The 15,672-nt window shown below is 69.7% G+C and carries 16 protein-coding genes and 2 pseudogenes; 10 read left to right on the top strand and 8 right to left on the bottom strand.

Annotation, left to right across the window (positions count from 1 at the left end; translation table 11 throughout):
- Positions 1-424: pseudogene (locus VIM19_03115) on the top strand (IS1595 family transposase).
- 332 nt (positions 425-756) lie between these two features.
- On the opposite strand, the pseudogene VIM19_03110 reads toward VIM19_03115, so the two are convergent.
- Positions 757-2,116 (bottom strand): annotated as a pseudogene (locus tag VIM19_03110) (IS1380 family transposase).
- A 750-nt stretch (positions 2,117-2,866) separates the two neighbouring features.
- Here VIM19_03110 and VIM19_03105 point away from each other — a divergent pair.
- Positions 2,867-3,706, top strand: a complete 840-nt coding sequence (locus VIM19_03105; protein ID HEY5183900.1) for a hypothetical protein — start codon at positions 2,867-2,869, stop codon at positions 3,704-3,706.
- Between the two features lie 27 nt (positions 3,707-3,733).
- On the opposite strand, the gene VIM19_03100 is transcribed toward VIM19_03105, so the two are convergent.
- Positions 3,734-4,477 carry an EAL domain-containing protein gene (locus tag VIM19_03100; GenBank protein HEY5183899.1) on the bottom strand — a complete coding sequence of 248 codons (744 nt, stop codon included), beginning with the start codon at positions 4,475-4,477 and terminating at the stop codon, positions 3,734-3,736.
- Between the two features lie 104 nt (positions 4,478-4,581).
- Here VIM19_03100 and VIM19_03095 point away from each other — a divergent pair, with 104 nt between their 5' ends.
- The 4 genes from VIM19_03095 (at position 4,582) to VIM19_03080 (ending at position 8,305) form a co-directional block, all read left to right on the top strand.
- On the top strand, positions 4,582-4,992 hold the full coding sequence (locus VIM19_03095; GenBank protein ID HEY5183898.1) for a universal stress protein: 411 nt from the start codon (positions 4,582-4,584) through the stop codon (positions 4,990-4,992).
- 4 nt (positions 4,993-4,996) lie between these two features.
- Complete coding sequence (locus tag VIM19_03090; GenBank protein HEY5183897.1) at positions 4,997-5,590, top strand: HhH-GPD-type base excision DNA repair protein; 594 nt, start codon at positions 4,997-4,999, stop codon at positions 5,588-5,590.
- Positions 5,591-5,772: 182 nt separating this feature from the next.
- Positions 5,773-7,305, top strand: a complete 1,533-nt coding sequence (locus tag VIM19_03085; protein HEY5183896.1) for an RNA polymerase sigma factor — start codon at positions 5,773-5,775, stop codon at positions 7,303-7,305.
- A 112-nt stretch (positions 7,306-7,417) separates the two neighbouring features.
- Complete coding sequence (locus VIM19_03080; protein ID HEY5183895.1) at positions 7,418-8,305, top strand: tyrosine-type recombinase/integrase; 888 nt, start codon at positions 7,418-7,420, stop codon at positions 8,303-8,305.
- Here VIM19_03080 and VIM19_03075 read toward each other — a convergent pair.
- From VIM19_03075 to VIM19_03060, 4 genes are all read right to left on the bottom strand, one after another.
- Complete coding sequence (locus tag VIM19_03075; GenBank protein ID HEY5183894.1) at positions 8,236-8,910, bottom strand: hypothetical protein; 675 nt, start codon at positions 8,908-8,910, stop codon at positions 8,236-8,238. The two genes, VIM19_03080 and VIM19_03075, sit on opposite strands and share 70 nt — an antisense overlap.
- A 120-nt stretch (positions 8,911-9,030) precedes the next feature.
- Positions 9,031-9,513, bottom strand: a complete 483-nt coding sequence (locus tag VIM19_03070; protein ID HEY5183893.1) for a hypothetical protein — start codon at positions 9,511-9,513, stop codon at positions 9,031-9,033.
- A 90-nt stretch (positions 9,514-9,603) separates the two neighbouring features.
- Positions 9,604-9,873, bottom strand: a complete 270-nt coding sequence (locus VIM19_03065; GenBank protein HEY5183892.1) for a hypothetical protein — start codon at positions 9,871-9,873, stop codon at positions 9,604-9,606.
- Between the two features lie 117 nt (positions 9,874-9,990).
- Positions 9,991-10,344 carry a DUF1801 domain-containing protein gene (locus VIM19_03060; protein ID HEY5183891.1) on the bottom strand — a complete coding sequence of 118 codons (354 nt, stop codon included), beginning with the start codon at positions 10,342-10,344 and terminating at the stop codon, positions 9,991-9,993.
- Positions 10,345-10,534: 190 nt separating this feature from the next.
- On the opposite strand from VIM19_03060, the gene VIM19_03055 reads away from it, so the two are divergent.
- Entirely contained in the window at positions 10,535-11,770 is a 1,236-nt protein-coding gene (locus VIM19_03055; GenBank protein HEY5183890.1) for a serine hydrolase domain-containing protein, read from the top strand.
- 160 nt (positions 11,771-11,930) lie between these two features.
- Here the strand turns inward: VIM19_03055 and VIM19_03050 are convergent, their stop codons facing one another.
- Positions 11,931-12,401: a MarR family winged helix-turn-helix transcriptional regulator gene (locus tag VIM19_03050; protein ID HEY5183889.1), complete on the bottom strand. Its 471-nt coding sequence runs from the start codon at positions 12,399-12,401 to the stop codon at positions 11,931-11,933.
- Positions 12,402-12,473: 72 nt separating this feature from the next.
- Here VIM19_03050 and VIM19_03045 point away from each other — a divergent pair, with 72 nt between their 5' ends.
- The 3 genes from VIM19_03045 to VIM19_03035 all read left to right on the top strand — a co-directional run bounded on the left by VIM19_03045 (position 12,474) and on the right by VIM19_03035 (position 15,059).
- The gene (locus VIM19_03045) at positions 12,474-13,325 is read left to right on the top strand and encodes an SDR family oxidoreductase (GenBank protein HEY5183888.1); all 852 of its coding nucleotides are present in this window, start codon (positions 12,474-12,476) and stop codon (positions 13,323-13,325) included.
- A 61-nt stretch (positions 13,326-13,386) separates the two neighbouring features.
- Positions 13,387-14,394, top strand: a complete 1,008-nt coding sequence (locus VIM19_03040; protein HEY5183887.1) for a hypothetical protein — start codon at positions 13,387-13,389, stop codon at positions 14,392-14,394.
- A gap of 71 nt (positions 14,395-14,465) precedes the next feature.
- Positions 14,466-15,059: a hypothetical protein gene (locus VIM19_03035; protein ID HEY5183886.1), complete on the top strand. Its 594-nt coding sequence runs from the start codon at positions 14,466-14,468 to the stop codon at positions 15,057-15,059.
- 281 nt (positions 15,060-15,340) lie between these two features.
- Here VIM19_03035 and VIM19_03030 read toward each other — a convergent pair whose 3' ends face one another.
- Complete coding sequence (locus tag VIM19_03030) at positions 15,341-15,487, bottom strand: hypothetical protein (protein HEY5183885.1); 147 nt, start codon at positions 15,485-15,487, stop codon at positions 15,341-15,343.
- Between the last annotated feature and the right edge of the window lie 185 nt (positions 15,488-15,672).

Raw genomic sequence — 15,672 nt, 5'->3', positions numbered from 1 at the left:
CGGCGGGGAAGAACCCGGCCTGCGGGGCGGGCGGGCCAAGGGCAGGAAGGTCCTGACCGCGATCGCGGTCGAGGTCCGCGAGCCGCGCGGGTACGGGCGGTGCCGGATGGTGCCGGTAGCCGATGCCTCCGCCGCCTCGCTGCACACCTTCGTGACCGACCAGGTCGCCCCGGGCGCAACGGTCATCACCGACGGCTGGGCCGGCTAGCGGGGCCTGGACCGTCTCGGATACACCCACCAGCCGCGCAGCCAGCGAGCCGCCCGGGCCCGTGGACAGGATCCTCGCGAGCTCCTGCCGGCCGTCCACCGGGTCGCCTCCCTGGCCAAACGGTGGCTGCTGGGCACCCGCCAGGGCGCCGTCGACGACGCCCACCTGCCTGACTACCTCAACGAGTTCGTGTTCCGCTTCAACCGCCGCCGCTCGGCCAGCCGCGGCCTGCTCTTCAACCGGTGCCTGCAGCTGGCCGTCGATCACGACCCCGTCCGCTACAACGACCTGATCGCCCACCCGCAGCCAGCACCCACGCCCCGGACGCCCCCGGGCACCCACCGACCCTGGAACGCCCACCCGCCGGCAGGCCCTGGCGAGCCCCGCACGGGAACCACTCCGGCTAAACCTGGATCCACCGGTCAGTAGTGGGGTCGGCGGCTGATGGCGGCTGTTGTTGTTGATCGCGGTGGGCCCATGGCGGGGCGGCCGGTCTGTCCGGCTGTTTCACTGGGTTCTCCGGTGGGTCCTGGCGGACGGTGGGTGGGTCAGGGGCTGGGTGGTGGGTCGGCGCCGGTGAGGAGCTGCTGCCAGGGGTGTTCCCAGGGCCAGTTGGCGGGTAGGTGCAGCGTCAGGTGCCGGGCGGAGCGGGCGAGCCGGCCGGGGATGTTGATCAGTTGGGCGCGGATCGTGCCGGTGGTCGCTTTGGCGTGGATGGCGGAGGCGAGGACCCCGGCGGCGCGGGTGAGGTTGAACGCGATGGCCGCGCAGACCAGCCAGGCGCTGTTCGCGGTGAACGTGCCCGAGGGCAGGTGGGCCAGCGGGCCGTTCTTCAGGTCGGCGATGACCTGTTCGACGATGGCGTGGGCGCGGTGCGCGGCTTCGGCGGCGATCATCGGCAGCGGTGAGTTGGTGAACACCGCGTGGTAGCGGTAGACGGTGAACAGCTCGTGTTGGTGGGCGGGGTTGAGGTCGGGGACCCGGCGCACGATCAGCCGGGCGGTGACCTGCTTGGCGGTGGCCAGGGAGCGGAAGGCGGTGTAGTCGACCTCGGCGACCTCGGCGTCGGGGATCCACCGCTGCTGGTCGGCGTCGAAGACGGCGTTGGTGTACTTGATCGGTGTCCAGGCCTGCGGGTCGATGCTGGCGATCGCGGTGCGGACCGCCGGGTCTTGCCGGGCGGTGATGGAGAACCGCGCACCGTGCCGACCGGCCGCGGCGATCACGTCGTGGTTGTAGAACGCGGAGTCCGCGCGCAGCACCCGCACCCCGGTGGCGCCGGCCGCGGTCGCGGTGACCAGCGCGTCGGCGACCAGCCGGGCCGCGCCCCTGGCGGAGTGGGTCGAGCCTTTGCGTAGCCGGGTCGCGGCGATCACCGGCGCCGACGACGGTGTGGAGACGACCGCGAGCAGCGCGTTCAGGCCCAAGGTGCCGGTGTAGCCGCGGCCGGCGCCCTGCTTGGCGGAGCCGTAGGCCGCCCGGACCGTGTCGTCGACGTCGAGGTAGGCCAGCTGGTCGCCGCCGGGCAGCAGCGGCGCCCGGGCGGCCAGGTTGACCAGCAGCCGGGACGCCACCGCGTCGAGCTGGCGCACGTGGCCGAAGGTGAACGTGCGCAGGAACGTCCCCAGCGTGGACGGGGCCCGCACCCCGGTGAACAACCGGCCCATCCCACCGTGCCGCAACAGGCCCATATCCTCGATCGAATCGGCCCCGGCGATCATCCCCGCGACCAGGCTCGGGATCTTCAGGTGCGCGTTGGCCCCACCTGCTCGTGCCGATCCGCACGTGCTCGGCGACCAGCCGCTGCAGCCCGGCCCGCTCAGGCAGCCGCAGCACCGGCGCCTGGCCCGCACACGACACCAAGTTCGGATCGTCGAAGACGGCCGTGAAGCCGTGGCAGACTCGCATCCAGCGGATGCCCTCCTGTGCGTTGAGTTTGTGACCGTCGCAAGCCACATTCTCCTTGCACAGCAGGGCATTCGCCCGTCACGACCCGCTGATCACCGAACCGAAACGGTGGATCCGGGTTGAATGGATAGGCCAGTTGGGCCTTTTCCAACCTTGCGGTCTGATCCTACTGTCGGTGGATGCCGGCCCGCGGAGCCGTCCAGATTACTGCTGCAGTCCATGCAGCGGCGGCGTTGGGTGCCTGCAGCTCGGGATCCAGCGGTGCGGTGGCCTGCCTTCGTTGAGCGAGTCGGGCCAGGCCTCCACCGCTGCGAGCAGTTCCACGTCGACTGGGCGGTCGCCGAGTGCCACCTCGGATGCGCAGCTGGTCGCTGAGGTCGAAGTCGCCGTTCGCGCCTACTTCGACGCGGTCAATGCCGCCGTGGAGACCGGCGATGTGAAGGAATAGTCAGCGTTGACCGCACCTTCTTGCACGTGCTCGGACCTCATCAGTGAGGTCACCCGGTTGTTCCGGGATGGGAAGATCGTCGGTGCCAATTGGACTGTTGATGCGCTCGAAGTTGACCTGGTGAGTGATGGCATTGCAGGGGCCCGCGTCCAGTACACGTCGCGGCCCTATGCCACCCAGGACCTGAGCGGTCGGCTGACCGGTCAGTTCGACGGACATCGCGTAGAAGCCCGGATGGAACTGAGATCGGCTGTCGGTGATTGGCAAGTCACAGATGTGGACCGGATTGGACAATCACCGCTATGACCACGGCCGCTGGCATAGGCGTGGTCCTCCTCTTGCTCGTCGTGGGTGTCGTGAGTGTGCCGGTACGTGCAAGCGCAGCCGACGGGTGTGGCCTTGGCTGCAGCATCTGGGGAAACGATGAGGCGAATGCGGTCGAGGGAGCGATCCTGATCGCCGCCGCGGGATTCGTCGGGGACCCTGCGCTCCGCGGCCAGGCCGCGTCCTGCCCCGGCTGCTCCTGGCAACTCGCGCCCTGGTGCAAGTTCACGGAACCTGGCGGGACAGCCACCTGCCTCGGCGCAGTGATCGCCTGTCCCGCCGGATCGATCCGCCTTGCGATCTTCCTCCGTCGCCCAGGTGAGGCGGCCTTCCAGCAGGTCGGCTGGTTCTGCCAGCGTCCGGGGCAACCGCTCACGCCCAGCCAGCTGATCCCCGACGTCCGTGACCGGTTCATCGAGTTGCTGCCCCCGCAGTCGCCGTCCTACCAGCCCGCCACCGGCACGTTGGTCAATCTGCCCACGGTCTTCGCCGCCGGCCAGCCCGTGGCGATCGGCCAGAAGCAGTTGGACCTGGCCGGCTTCACGATCGTGATCACCGCGTCGGCGGCCTGGGTTTGGCAGTTCGGCGACGGCACCTCAGGTGTCTTCGACAGTCCCGGTGGCCCCAACCCGGACATGAGTGTCAGCCACAGCTACCGCGCCGCCGGCACTCCGCAGGTCGTCCTGACCACCACGTGGGATGGCGAGTTCACCGTCGACGGGCTCGGCCCGTTCCCGGTCGCTGGGGCGCCCGTGACTCAGTCGACACCGCTGCAGCTAACCGTGCGGGAGGCGCACGCCCAGCTGGTCGCGGGATAGGGCGGGGGAACGCCGCCCAGAAGGCGGTCAGCGGGCAGGCAGGTCGCCCGCCGGACCGATCGTCGCACCGCGCCCGCAGGTGGCGCCGGCCTCGATCGCCTCGTCGCGGCGAGCCGACGAGTTGACGCCGAGCGCCATGACCTCGGCACCGTGTTCGGCGGCGCTGTCCAGCCACCGCCGTACCGCCGGCTGGGCCAGCCGACCAGGGGTCGACAGGTCCACCTGCACGAAGGTCGGGGCCATCCAATCGAACGCACTGCAAGCAGCGGGCAGGTCGGCCAGGTCGGCCAGGTCGGCCAAGGCGAACTTCCATCCCCAGCCGCGCATCTCGTCGATCGCGGCCCGGAGCCGGGCCGGGTCGGCGAACGAGTCCTCGTGGATCTCGGCGACGACCGACAGCGCCCGCCGTCCCCGGGAGAACGACACAGCCAGCCGCGGCGGGCACATGGAACCGAACGTCTCGGGCTCCGGCGTGAGGTGCAAGGCCACGTCGAGGCCGGCGTCCGCTGCGACGTCGAAAGCCAGGCAGCGGAACGACCAGTCCAGACGCTCCACCAGCCCGAGCGACTGGGCGCTCCGAAGCAGGGACAAGGTGTCCCCGACCTCGGTTCCGGACGCTCCGCGACCGGTGGCCTTGTAGCCCACCAGGCTGTCGTCCCTGAATCGACGGATGGGCTGGAAGTCAGGTCCGAGCAGCTGCGGCATAGCGATCAGGTCCTCGATCGCAGCTCTGGTCCGACGGCTCTGCTCCAGTTCGGCGCTTAGCGTCACGGGGGGGCCATCGGGGACTTCGGCGGACGACTTGAGCCCTGGCACCCGCACGTGATCACGCTGCGGAGTAACGTCGCGGCGACGACCAGCCTGGGAGGACGAGGATGACGACGATCGTGGTCGGATATGTGGCGCGACCCGAGGGCCGGGCTGCCTTGCGGCGCGCGGTCGACGAGGCGAAGCTCCGCTCCGCCAAGCTCTTGGTGGTCAACTCGAACAAAGGCGGCTCGCTGCACGACATGGACGCCGCGGTCGAGACGGACGCCGACCTCGAGCAGGTCCGGGTCGACCTCAGCGCCTCCGGCGTGGACTACGAGGTCCGGGCGTTCGTCCGCGGCCAGGAGGCGCCCGATGACCTGCTGCAGGTGGCCGAGGAGATCGGCGCCGAGCTCATCGTGATCGGCCTGCGCAAGCGCACCCCGGTCGGCAAGCTGATCCTCGGCAGCAACGCCCAGCGGATCCTGCTCGAGGCGCGTTGCCCCGTGCTTGCGGTCAAGGCCGAGTCCGAGGGCTGAGCCCATGGGTTCGTCGCCTGACCTGCACCTCGCGCTCGACCCCGAGGCCGATCGGCTCCTCTCGCGGGACCCGATGGCGCTGCTCACCGGCATGCTGCTCGACCAGCAGATCCCGATGGAGCGTGCGTTCGCCGGGCCGCGCACCCTGGCCGAGCGGCTGGGGACGCCGGACGCGCTGAACCCGACGACGATCGCCGACTACCCTCCGGAGGAGTTTGCGGCGCTGATGGCCGGCCCGCCGGCGGTGCACCGTTTCCCGGGCTCGATGGCCGGCCGGGTGCAGGCGCTGGCCCGCGCGGTGGTCGAGGAGTACGGCGGCGACGTGGAGTCGATCTGGCTCGGGGCCCCTGACGGCGCCGCGCTCCTCGACCGGCTGCGTCAGCTGCCCGGCTACGGCGACCAGAAGGCGCGGATCTTCCTGGCGCTGCTCGGCAAGCAGCTCGGCGTCCGTCCGGACGGTTGGCGGGAGGCCGCTGGCGCGTACGGCGAGGACGGCAGTCGCCGTTCGGTGGCCGACGTGGTGGACGCTGCCACACTGGCCGAGGTGCGGGCCTACAAGCAGGAGATGAAACGCGCTGCCAAGGCCAGCAAGAACTGACACGTCGGGTCTAGAGAGGGCGCGCTACTCCCGGAAGTGCCTCGGAAGGCGTCCCTTGCTCAGGGGACGACCTACAATGTCGAGGGCGCGCTTCAAGCGCCAGAGATTTCGAGGACACCAGCCCTTGTCCCCCCGCGGCAGTGCGGCCGGGGCCCGATGGGCGAACCGACGAGAGGGACTTCGTGGCGCCGGTCCGACGCAACCCTGAACACCTCGTGGCCGACGCGGCCGCGGACTCCGTTCCGACTCGGCGCACTCTGGCGGCGACGGCCCGCAGGGCCACCGCCAAGGCGACCGTGGAGGCCACCGGCGAGGCGGCTCCGGCTGCCAAGAAGGCAGCGCCCTCGGCGGTGAAGAAGGCGCCGAGCCGCCCGACGGCGGTCAAGGCGGTCGCCGACGCGGCTCCGAGGACCCCCGCGAAGGCTCCGGCAAAATCCCCAGCCAAGACGGCGTCCAAGACAGCGGAGAAGCCGGCAGCCAAGTCGGCAGCCAAGACAGCGGAGAAGCCGGCAGCTAAGAAGGCCGCAGCGAAGGCCGCCGTGGCCAAGGCTGCGACCAAGGGCGACGCGCCCACCACGGCCGACGACGAGGTCGTCCTCGAGCTCGTCGACGGCGAGGAGCCGGTGGCCGATCTCGAGGCCGAGGTCGCCCTGGAGGACCTGGCGCCCGCCCCGGAGGCGGAGCTGATCGCGGCTGAGGTCGAGGCGGAGGTAGTCGAGGCTGAGGTGGAGGTTGAGGAGGAGCAGGGCTTCGTCCTGTCCGATGTCGACGACACAGACGAGCCGATCCAGCAGGTCCAGGTCGCCGGTGCCACCGCGGACCCGGTCAAGGACTACCTCAAGCAGATCGGCAAGGTTCCCCTGCTCAACGCCGAGCAGGAGGTGGAGCTGGCCAAGCGCATCGAGGCGGGCCTGTTCGCCGAGGAGAAGCTGGCCGGCGGCATCAAGAACGAGAAGCTCCACCGTGAGATGGAGTGGATCGCCGAGGACGGCCGGCGGGCGAAGAACCACCTGCTCGAGGCCAACCTTCGCCTTGTCGTCTCCCTGGCCAAGCGGTACACCGGCCGCGGCATGCTCTTCCTGGACCTGATCCAGGAGGGCAACCTCGGTCTGATCCGCGCCGTGGAGAAGTTCGACTACACCAAGGGCTACAAGTTTTCGACCTACGCGACCTGGTGGATCCGGCAGGCGATCACCCGCGCGATGGCCGACCAGGCCCGCACCATCCGCATCCCGGTGCACATGGTCGAGGTGATCAACAAGCTCGCCCGCGTGCAGCGGCAGATGCTGCAGGACCTGGGCCGCGAGCCCACGCCCGAGGAGCTCGCCAAGGAGCTCGACATGACCCCCGAGAAGGTCGTCGAGGTCCAGAAGTATGGCCGGGAGCCGATCTCGCTGCACACCCCCCTCGGCGAGGACGGCGACAGCGAGTTCGGCGACCTGATCGAGGACTCCGAGGCCGTCGTCCCTGCGGACGCGGTGTCTTTCACGCTCCTGCAGGAGCAGCTGCACCAGGTGCTCGACACGCTGTCCGAGCGTGAGGCCGGCGTGGTCTCGATGCGTTTCGGGCTGACCGACGGCCAGCCGAAGACGCTGGACGAGATCGGCAAGGTCTACGGGGTGACCCGGGAGCGGATCCGGCAGATCGAGTCCAAGACGATGTCGAAGCTGCGCCACCCGAGCCGGTCCCAGGTGCTGCGCGACTACCTGGACTGAAACTCGACCATCCAAAGGCCCGGAACCTGTTGTCCTGCAACGGGATCCGGGCCTTCGGTGCGAGTGAGTGGCGTAGCACGGCGCTCTCAGTCAAGATAGTGGAATGCCGGACATGACCGACCTCGACCAGCTCCTGGCCTCCTGGGAGATCCATCTGCGGGCCGAGCGCAAGAGCCCGGCGACAATCAAGGTCTACGGCGATGGGGTGCGCCGGTTCCAGGCCTGGGCCGCACTGAACCACCGCGACCCGGTGCTCGACCGCGCCGCCGTAGCCGCGTTCGTGGCCGACCTGCTGGACGGGGGAGCGGAGCCAGCAACCGCCCGCTCCCGGCACCTGGCCCTGCGCCGGTTCACCGCCTGGCTGGTCGAAGAGGGAGAGCTGGCCACCGACCCGCTGGTCGGGTCGCGCCCACCGAAGCTGGACACCAAGATCATCCCCGTGCTCGACGACGAACAGCTCAAGGCCCTAGTGCGGGCCTGCCAGGGCGCGACCCTGCGGGACCGCCGCGACGAGGCGCTCGTCCGGCTGATGGCCGAGACTGGAATGCGCGCAGGGGAGGTCGTGGCCTTGCGGGTCGGCGATGTCGACCTGCACAAGGGCCTCGTCGTCGTCCGCCGGGGCAAGGGGGGCAGGGGACGCACGGTGTCCGTCGGCCCGCAGGCCACCCGGGCGCTGGACCGCTACCTGCGGCTGCGCCGAGCCCACCGGCTCGCTGACACCGCCGAGATGTGGCTCGGCGACCGGGGCAAGACCCTCAACTACTACGGGCTGCACGCGGCCCTGCGCACCCGGGCCACCCAGGCGGGCATCGAACGGTTCCACCCGCACATGCTCCGGCACACCGCCGCGTCCCGGTGGCTGGCCGCGGGCGGGTCTGAGGGTGGCCTCATGGCCGTCGCCGGGTGGACCCGCCGCGACATGATCGACCGTTACGCCCGGGCCACCGCCGCCGAACGGGCCGCCGACGAGGCCCGCCGACTGAACCTGGGGGAGCTGTGATGTCCGGCCCCGCGGATCATGAGCCGGGCCGTCCGTATCGCTACCGGCTGGACCGGTTCTGGCCCGACCTGCCAGAGGACGACCCCGCTGCAGCCCGGCGGGACCGTGCCTGGCGGGAGGTGGCCCAGTTGGACGGCCGACCCGAAGGGGTACGGCGACTGTTGACGATCACCTGCGCTCAGCAGCGGCACGGCGCGAGGACCGGTGAGGCCCCCCGCCTTGGCCACCCGACCCAGGTCCGCGCCGGCCAGGAACCGCCAAAGCGTCGGCACCGACGGTAGCCGGTTCGATCCGCGCAACGCCTCGGTGGCCGGGTCGGCCAACAGCGACCGGTCGGCCAGGAAGTCACCACCGGCCAGCAGCACCTCGGTCAACGCCCGGTAGCACTCCCCACCGGTGAACCCGCCCGGCCCGATCGGCCGCAACGCACGTCGGTCGGCCTCGGCGACCACTTTGAGCCGGTCCAACAGCGGACCCCACAACGCGACTCCCGCGACCGGGGTCAGGTCCGTCTCCGACGCAGCCACCACCGGGGACGGCACAGCCCGTGCCGGACGCGCCAGCAGGTCATCCTCGACATCGAACAACAACCCGGTATCGTTCACCGTGCGGGTGCCCTTCTGCTCGGTTGATCGCGACTTCGACACTCACGATTTTCCCTTGCAGCAAGGGCACTTCCGCGTTATGACACGACCCTCACCGACAAACCGGCTGAAAGATCAGGGTCAGAGCTTGCAGTTCTTGGCGACCCAGACCGCTACGGTGGCGATGTCTTTTGCGTTCCCCGCCATACCATCCGAGATCGCCTTTGCGAGCGCGGCTTGGTCGAAGGACCCGCTTGCGGCGGCCTTCCCAATGTTGTCCATGACGTTGGCGTAGGTGTTGGCGGCCTTTGTGATCTCGGTCGGTGCGTACTTGCGCATGTCGGCCGCCGCCTTCTGCATCTTTGCTCCGGCGGTCGCGGGGTCGCTGGAGGGTGTGTCGTTGACGGCCTGGATCTCCTTGAACGCGCCACAGTAATCGGTGGCGGTGCCTCCGGCGACCGTCGACGAGCTCGGCGTCCCGCTTGGTGAGGTCGTTTCCGCGGGCGATGTTGTGGCACCCGTGGTCGTCGGCGAGACGCTGGACGCCACCGTGTTCGACGTCGATGAGCAGCCGGCCAACCCGACCAGGAGCAAGACCGCGAACGCAGGGATGAGCCGCTTCATGATGTCCTCCTCGGCGCACGCGGGGTGCGCTGCGTCAGCGGGAACGCTACCGGTGACGGATTCTGTGGGCGGCCAAACGGCGACATGCAGTCAGATCGCTTCAACTGGGGGCAAGGCGTGATCCTCAGCGGCTCGACCAGGTCGTCGTAGCAAATCACCCTCCACGGCTGAGGCGTCCTGGCCAAGCCCCAGCCCGGCGTCCCGGAAGTGCCGGTACAGCTCCTCGGCGCGCCACAGCAGCAAGTCAAGATCGTCTGTCGTGAGGAGATCCTCCTCGTGCCCCACCACGTGCCAGGGGGCATCCATCGCCGAGTGGATCATGGTGGGCACGTCGTCGACCTTCAGGTGGGCGTTGGTCACGACCAGGCGCCCAGCGTCGGACAGGTCCCTGACCCACGACTCGACGAGGTGCCCGAGGCATGGCGATGCCCCGCCGCCCCGAAGGGCAGCGGGGCGGTTACGGGTCCTCGATGGCGATCAGCTTGGCTGGGCGAGTCTGGCCTTCAGCAGGGCGCGGACGACCGCCTTGGGCAAGGGCTTGTCGACCGGCATCTGGAGGGCTCCTTTGGTGCCCCCGTACTTGTCCACCAGGTCGGGGAACTGGCTCAGGACGGAGCCGCTGTAGGGGTAGTAGCCGATGTGGTTCTTGTGCGCCATCAGCCCGCATACGTCCCGACCCTCGTAGACGAAGGTGGGCATCTGGTACTTGATGCGCTCCGAGGCGGTGGGAAGCACGGCCAGGATGCGTTTGCGCATCTTCACCAGGGTCTCCCGGTGTGGGGACGGCTGGGCGTTGTAGTAGGCGGCGACATCCGGGGGAGGTTCAGGCATTCACCCACCCTTGCACTCAACGGCCCCCCAAGTGCGCCCGCTGCCGGCACGTCGGTGCGGCTCGGTCCACGGTGCCCTGGGGGCCTCTGCATCGACGTGGAGGCGAGCTCCGTTCGGCTGAACGATCTGGGGTCCTTCTCCCCTGTCGGGGTTGGGGTGGCCGGGCCATGTTGGTGTCGAGGTGAGGGTCATGACGACGTCACGTCACCACAGCCTGTTGGGTATCTCCGGACTTGTGGCAGCGGTGGCGGTGATGACGGCGCTGGGCGGCTGCGGTGGCTCCGGTGGCTCGACCACCGGGGCTTCGGTCCCCGCGACGGACTCGTCGGCGGCTCACCCGACGTCCAGCCCGTCGTGGCCGGCGTCGGCGGCCGCGGCCTTACCGAAGCCGGCGGCTGACCAGTTGCAGGCGCAGCTCACGCGCTACATCGCGGAGAAGAACCTCGTGGGGCTGTCGGCTGCTGTGGTGACGCCGAAGGGCAGCTGGGCCGGTGCTGTCGGCGTCGACGGCGCGGGCAAGGCCATCCGGGCCGACTCGGCGTTGGCCATCGCCAGCACCACGAAGACGTTCGTCGCAGCGGAGATCCTGCTGCTGTCCCAGGAGGGGAAGATCAAGCTCGACGCCCCGGTCACCGATTACGTGACCCTGCCATTCGATTCGAAGGGGGCGACCATCCGGCAGCTGGCCACCATGACCGCCGGCTTCCCTGAGCTGCCCGAGACGACCATCCGCCCCATGGTCAGCGCTGACCTGACGAAGGTGTGGGCCTGCTCCGACGTCGTCGCGCTCGTCGACCCCAATGCGGCCCGCCTGGGCACCCTGGGTGGGCCATCCGCGTACAACGGGCTGAACTACTACATCCTCGGCATGGTGATCGAGAAGGTCACCGGCCAGCCGCTGGCCAGCGTCGTGCGCTCGGACCTGCTCACCCCCGCCGGGCTGGACCGGATCTGGACCCAGACCGGTGCCAAGCCCGAGACGCCGCAGCCGCCGCTGGCGATGCCGGTCGACGACACCACCTACCCCGTCATCGATGCCACGAGTGGCTACCTGCCATCGACCGCCGCGGCGACCAGCAGCTGTGCCGGCGCCGGGATGGCCGCCGACGCGCCCAGCCTGGCCCGCTGGGGCTACCTGCTCTACGGCGGGCACGTCATCGACAACAGCCTGGTGAAGGTCATGACCACCGCGAACCCGCAGGGCGGCGACTTCAACTACGGCTTCGGGACCATGATCGCTGACGACAATGGCGCGCCTGTGTGGGGCCACGCCGGCAACTACATCCAGTACACCTCGATCGTGCTCGTGTGGCCGAAGGACGCCACGGCCGTCTCCGTGCTCGTTCCCATGACGGGTGGGCCGGACAACGACTCCCGGGGCGACCTCGCCTTCCAGCTCCACCAGACGGTGCTGACCTCCGGGTAGACCCATTCCACACGCCGACCCCTGCTTGAGCACCGGCGCAGCTAAGGCTGGATCGAGTCGCACTTGATCGGCACTTAGCGTGCACGCTCAGCGGCACGCTATCGGCACGTCGGTGCGCGAGGCAGACTGTGTCGGGTCCCGGCTGGTGCCAGGAGATCTGCTACGAGCAGGCGGAGTGCTGGTCGTGTATGCGCCGCAGCAGGGTGGTGAGCTGCTCGCGCTCGGCCGGATCGAGGATTGCAAGGAATGCTTCCTGAGCTGCCTCGAGCGCCTTCGCGCCCGCCTCGCGTGCCCGTTTCCCCGACGCTGTTATGGCCACGTTGTGTCGGCGCCGGTCCTCAGAGCAGCGGCTACGACTCACGTAGCCGTGAGACTCCAGCTCGTCTAGGACGGCAACGATGTCGCTGGGGTCCAGCCCTAGCCGCACGGACAGGTCGCGCTGGGAGGACAGCCCGTACTCGTGCAAGCAGGCGAGGACGGCGTAGGAGTTCAGCCGTAGGCCGGCGCTTGCGACAGCGGCGGCAGCGCGCCGCCGCCCGTCGACAGACAGCCGACCGATCAGGTAGGTCGGCGTTGAGAGCATCACCTGCGGAGGCTGCAGGATCTCGCCGTCGGGTCTTGCAGCGTTCATGTAGGCAGGGTAGCGTCCCGGCCAATAGTTGGAGATACCAATCATTGACTCATCCACGGGAAGGGTCCTGCCATGATTCTCGTCACCGGCGCCAACGGCAACATCGGATCGGCCCTTGTTCCTGCCCTCCTCGATCGCGGTGTGCCCGTGCGAGTGCTCGTGCGCGACACGGCAAAGGCGCAGACGGCGTTCGGTGACCGGGTCGAGATCATCGCGGGAGATCTTGGCAACGTGGCCTCGGTCAAGGCGGCACTGAACGGCGTGGAGAAGGTCTTCCTCAACACCCCGTCGCTGGACGGCTTCATTGACCTGCAACGACCACTCATCGACGCCGCCGCGAGCGCCGGGGTCTCGCACCTGGTTCGCATCTCAGTCATGGGCGCCGACCTCACCAGCCCCATCAGCTACGCCCGCGGCCACGCCGCGCTGGACGCTTACCTCGCCTCAAGTTCTCTGCCCTGGACCATCCTGGCGCCCAGCGGCTACTTCCAGAACCTCCTCTCAAGTGCTGAGTCGATCAAACAGGGCGCCATCTACGGCTCCGCCGGTGACGGCGCGGTTGGATATCTCGACGCCCGCGACATCGCCGATGTGGCGGCCACCGTCCTCACCAGCGACGGACACGAGGGCCTCACCCACACACTCACCGGCGGGCAAGCGATCACCTACACCCAGATCGCCGCAGCGTTCCAGTCAGAACTTGGCCACGACGTCGCCTACATCGACGTGACCCCAGAGGCCTTCGGGCAGACCCTTCGCGGCTTCGGCCTCCCCGACAGCCAGGTCGAAGACATCCTCGCGCTGTTCGCGGTCTTCAAGGCCGGCTATGCCGCCATCGTGACCCCCGACGTCGCGCAGCTCCTGGGACGCGAGCCGCGGACAATTGCCGACTTCGTCCACGACTATCGGGCCGTCGTCTCCTAGCCGGGCAGGTTGCCCGAACGCGAGGGTCGGCGCCGACGTGCGCCTAGATGCTGGAGGAGCCATGGCAGGTGCACCCGCCGCGACAAGCAGCCCGCGCGCGGGCCGCGAGCGGTCCAACGCCCGAGTCGCGCTGGTGGCGGTGGCGGCCATCGTAGGAGCGCAGTTCCTGCTGGTGCTGGTCTTCTCCTGGTCCTCCTCGCGCCAAGCCCCCCACGCGCTCCCCATCGCCGTCGCTGGTCCACCACAGGCCGCCCAGGGCTTGGCTCAGGGGCTTGCCCACTCCGAGCCGGGAGCCTTCGCCGTCACGGTCCTGCCCGACGACACCGCCGCGCGGGGCGCGGTCAGCAACCGGCGGGTGTATGCGGCCGTCTCGCTCATGGCCACCGGAGCGACGCTGTACACTGCCTCGGCGGCCAGCCCGACGGTCTCACAAACCCTCGCCCAGACCGTGCCGGCGGCAGTGGCGCGCGCCCTCCCTAGCGTGACGGTGACCGTGATCGACCTGGCCCCCAACCCGACCCACGACCCGCACGGCGCGTCGATCCCCGGCGCGCTGATCCCGCTGACCATCACCTCGATCGCTGCGGGTGCGGTTACCGGGCTGCTCGTCCGCGGTCGCGCCGCCCGGATTGCCGCACTGACCGGCTACACGATCGCCGCTGGCGCGCTCGCCACCCTGGCCTTGCAAAGCGTTCTCGGCGGCCTGTCCGGGCCATGGCTCGCCAACGCAGGAGTGCTCGCCCTGGGCGCCGGTGCGATAGCGACCGCGACCACGGGGCTGTACGCGGTCGCCGGCATCGCCGGCATAGCCACGAGCGCAATCGTGGTCTTCTTCCTCGGCTTCCCGTTCTCGGGCGCCACCACGGCGTGGCAGCTCGTCCCGACCCCGTGGGGACACCTTGGCCAATTCCTGCCGGTCGGGGCTACCAACGCAGCCCTGCGGTCCGTCGCCTTCTTCGATGCCGCCCGGGCAGCCGGACCGTTGACCGTGCTGGCCGGCTGGGCGCTGGTCGGGCTCGTCCTCGTCCTGCTCGCTCGCGCCTCCCGCACCGCCGCCGGCCCCGCCTAGCCACGCCCTCACCGGCCCGCGTCCGACCGCACCGACCCGCGGGACACCACCGGCCGAGCGAGGAGAATAACGTGCTCAGTGATCAGGAGATCGCTTCGTTGACGCCCGCCGAGCGAGCTGACCTGGTCCGCAGGCTCCAGGCCAACGACCGCGCGATCGGGGCCGAATCGGCCGGGCAGCGGCTGCGCACCCTGTTCCTCAGCCTGGTCGCCGTCGCCTGCGTCGTCCTGGTCCCCTGGATTGTCCTGCTGGCGGTCACGCTCCCCAAGAGTTACGTCGTCCACCGCTGGACCCCGGTCTGGACCGGGTTCGACGTCGCGCTACTGGCCACGCTCGCTGCGACGGCGTGGGCGGCCTGGCGCCGCCGCCAGCTCCTTGTCGTCTTCGCAGTCGTCGGGGCCACGCTGCTGGCCTGCGATGCCTGGTTCGATGTCATGACCGCCTCGACCTGGTCCGACGAATGGGTGAGCGTCTCCTCCGCGCTGCTCGTCGAACTCCCCTTCGCCGCTGTGCTGCTTCTCGTCGCCCGCCGCCTGCTCCGCCTCACCCTGCAGCGGGTGCACGGCCTGTCCGGCACGGTCGGGACACTGCCACCGCTGTACCGAATTCCGCTCCTAGGCATCGACCCGCGATCTGCGGCCCGGGGGCTCCCAGCGCCCCGGTGAACTCAACGAAGCTTTCGCGATCACCGCGGCGGACTACTGCCTCTCGTAGAAGGCTGGAGATCGCCAGGGCGCCGTGCAGATTGCCAGCACCAGAAGCCCGAAGGCGCTCTCCCCGAAAGCAACATTCACGCGCGCTCCACAGCGCACATACTGCCGGCTATCGAGCGGCCTGTCGCGCCCCTGGGGTCATGCATGCCGAGGTCCGGCGGCTGGCTGCCGCCGGACCCCGGACATGACGAAGGCCGGGCTGCCGGCCCGGCCCTTGTTGGTGCTGGTGCGGGCTACGCGGTCTCGGGATCGCCGACCTGGGTGTCGTCGAGGGTGACCTCGACCTCGTCGTCGTCACTATCCCCTGAGTAGGCCAGGCCGTCGATCAGGTACCTCACTCGGCGTTGAGCGCTGTCGGCGTCGTCGGCGGTGATGTGCACGGTGGCCGTGACAGTGACCGGGACGTGGTAGCGGGGCTGGTAGGCCGCTGCCGTAGGCGGAGTCCCCGTAGACCGTCGGCTCCGGCTCCGGTTCCGCGTCGGGGCTGGCCGCGGTGGCTCGCAGGTCATCGATGAGGTCCTCGGCGACCGCGGCGTCCCCCACATTGCCGGCGCTGACGACGGTG

Source organism: Actinomycetes bacterium (genome assembly GCA_036510875.1).
Lineage (GTDB): Bacteria > Actinomycetota > Actinomycetes > Prado026 > Prado026 > DATCDE01.
Note: the sequence above shows the minus strand (reverse complement) of the source record. Positions and strands in the feature narration are given on the sequence as shown.

Coding starts and splice junctions, on each gene's coding strand:
- VIM19_03105 (HEY5183900.1), top strand. CDS start 2,867: ATGACCACGGCCGCTGGCATAGGCGTGGTCCTCCTCTTGCTCGTCGTG.
- VIM19_03095 (HEY5183898.1), top strand. CDS start 4,582: ATGACGACGATCGTGGTCGGATATGTGGCGCGACCCGAGGGCCGGGCT.
- VIM19_03090 (HEY5183897.1), top strand. CDS start 4,997: ATGGGTTCGTCGCCTGACCTGCACCTCGCGCTCGACCCCGAGGCCGAT.
- VIM19_03080 (HEY5183895.1), top strand. CDS start 7,418: ATGACCGACCTCGACCAGCTCCTGGCCTCCTGGGAGATCCATCTGCGG.
- VIM19_03070 (HEY5183893.1), bottom strand. CDS start 9,513: ATGAAGCGGCTCATCCCTGCGTTCGCGGTCTTGCTCCTGGTCGGGTTG.
- VIM19_03060 (HEY5183891.1), bottom strand. CDS start 10,344: ATGCCTGAACCTCCCCCGGATGTCGCCGCCTACTACAACGCCCAGCCG.
- VIM19_03055 (HEY5183890.1), top strand. CDS start 10,535: ATGACGACGTCACGTCACCACAGCCTGTTGGGTATCTCCGGACTTGTG.
- VIM19_03050 (HEY5183889.1), bottom strand. CDS start 12,401: ATGAACGCTGCAAGACCCGACGGCGAGATCCTGCAGCCTCCGCAGGTG.
- VIM19_03045 (HEY5183888.1), top strand. CDS start 12,474: ATGATTCTCGTCACCGGCGCCAACGGCAACATCGGATCGGCCCTTGTT.
- VIM19_03040 (HEY5183887.1), top strand. CDS start 13,387: ATGGCAGGTGCACCCGCCGCGACAAGCAGCCCGCGCGCGGGCCGCGAG.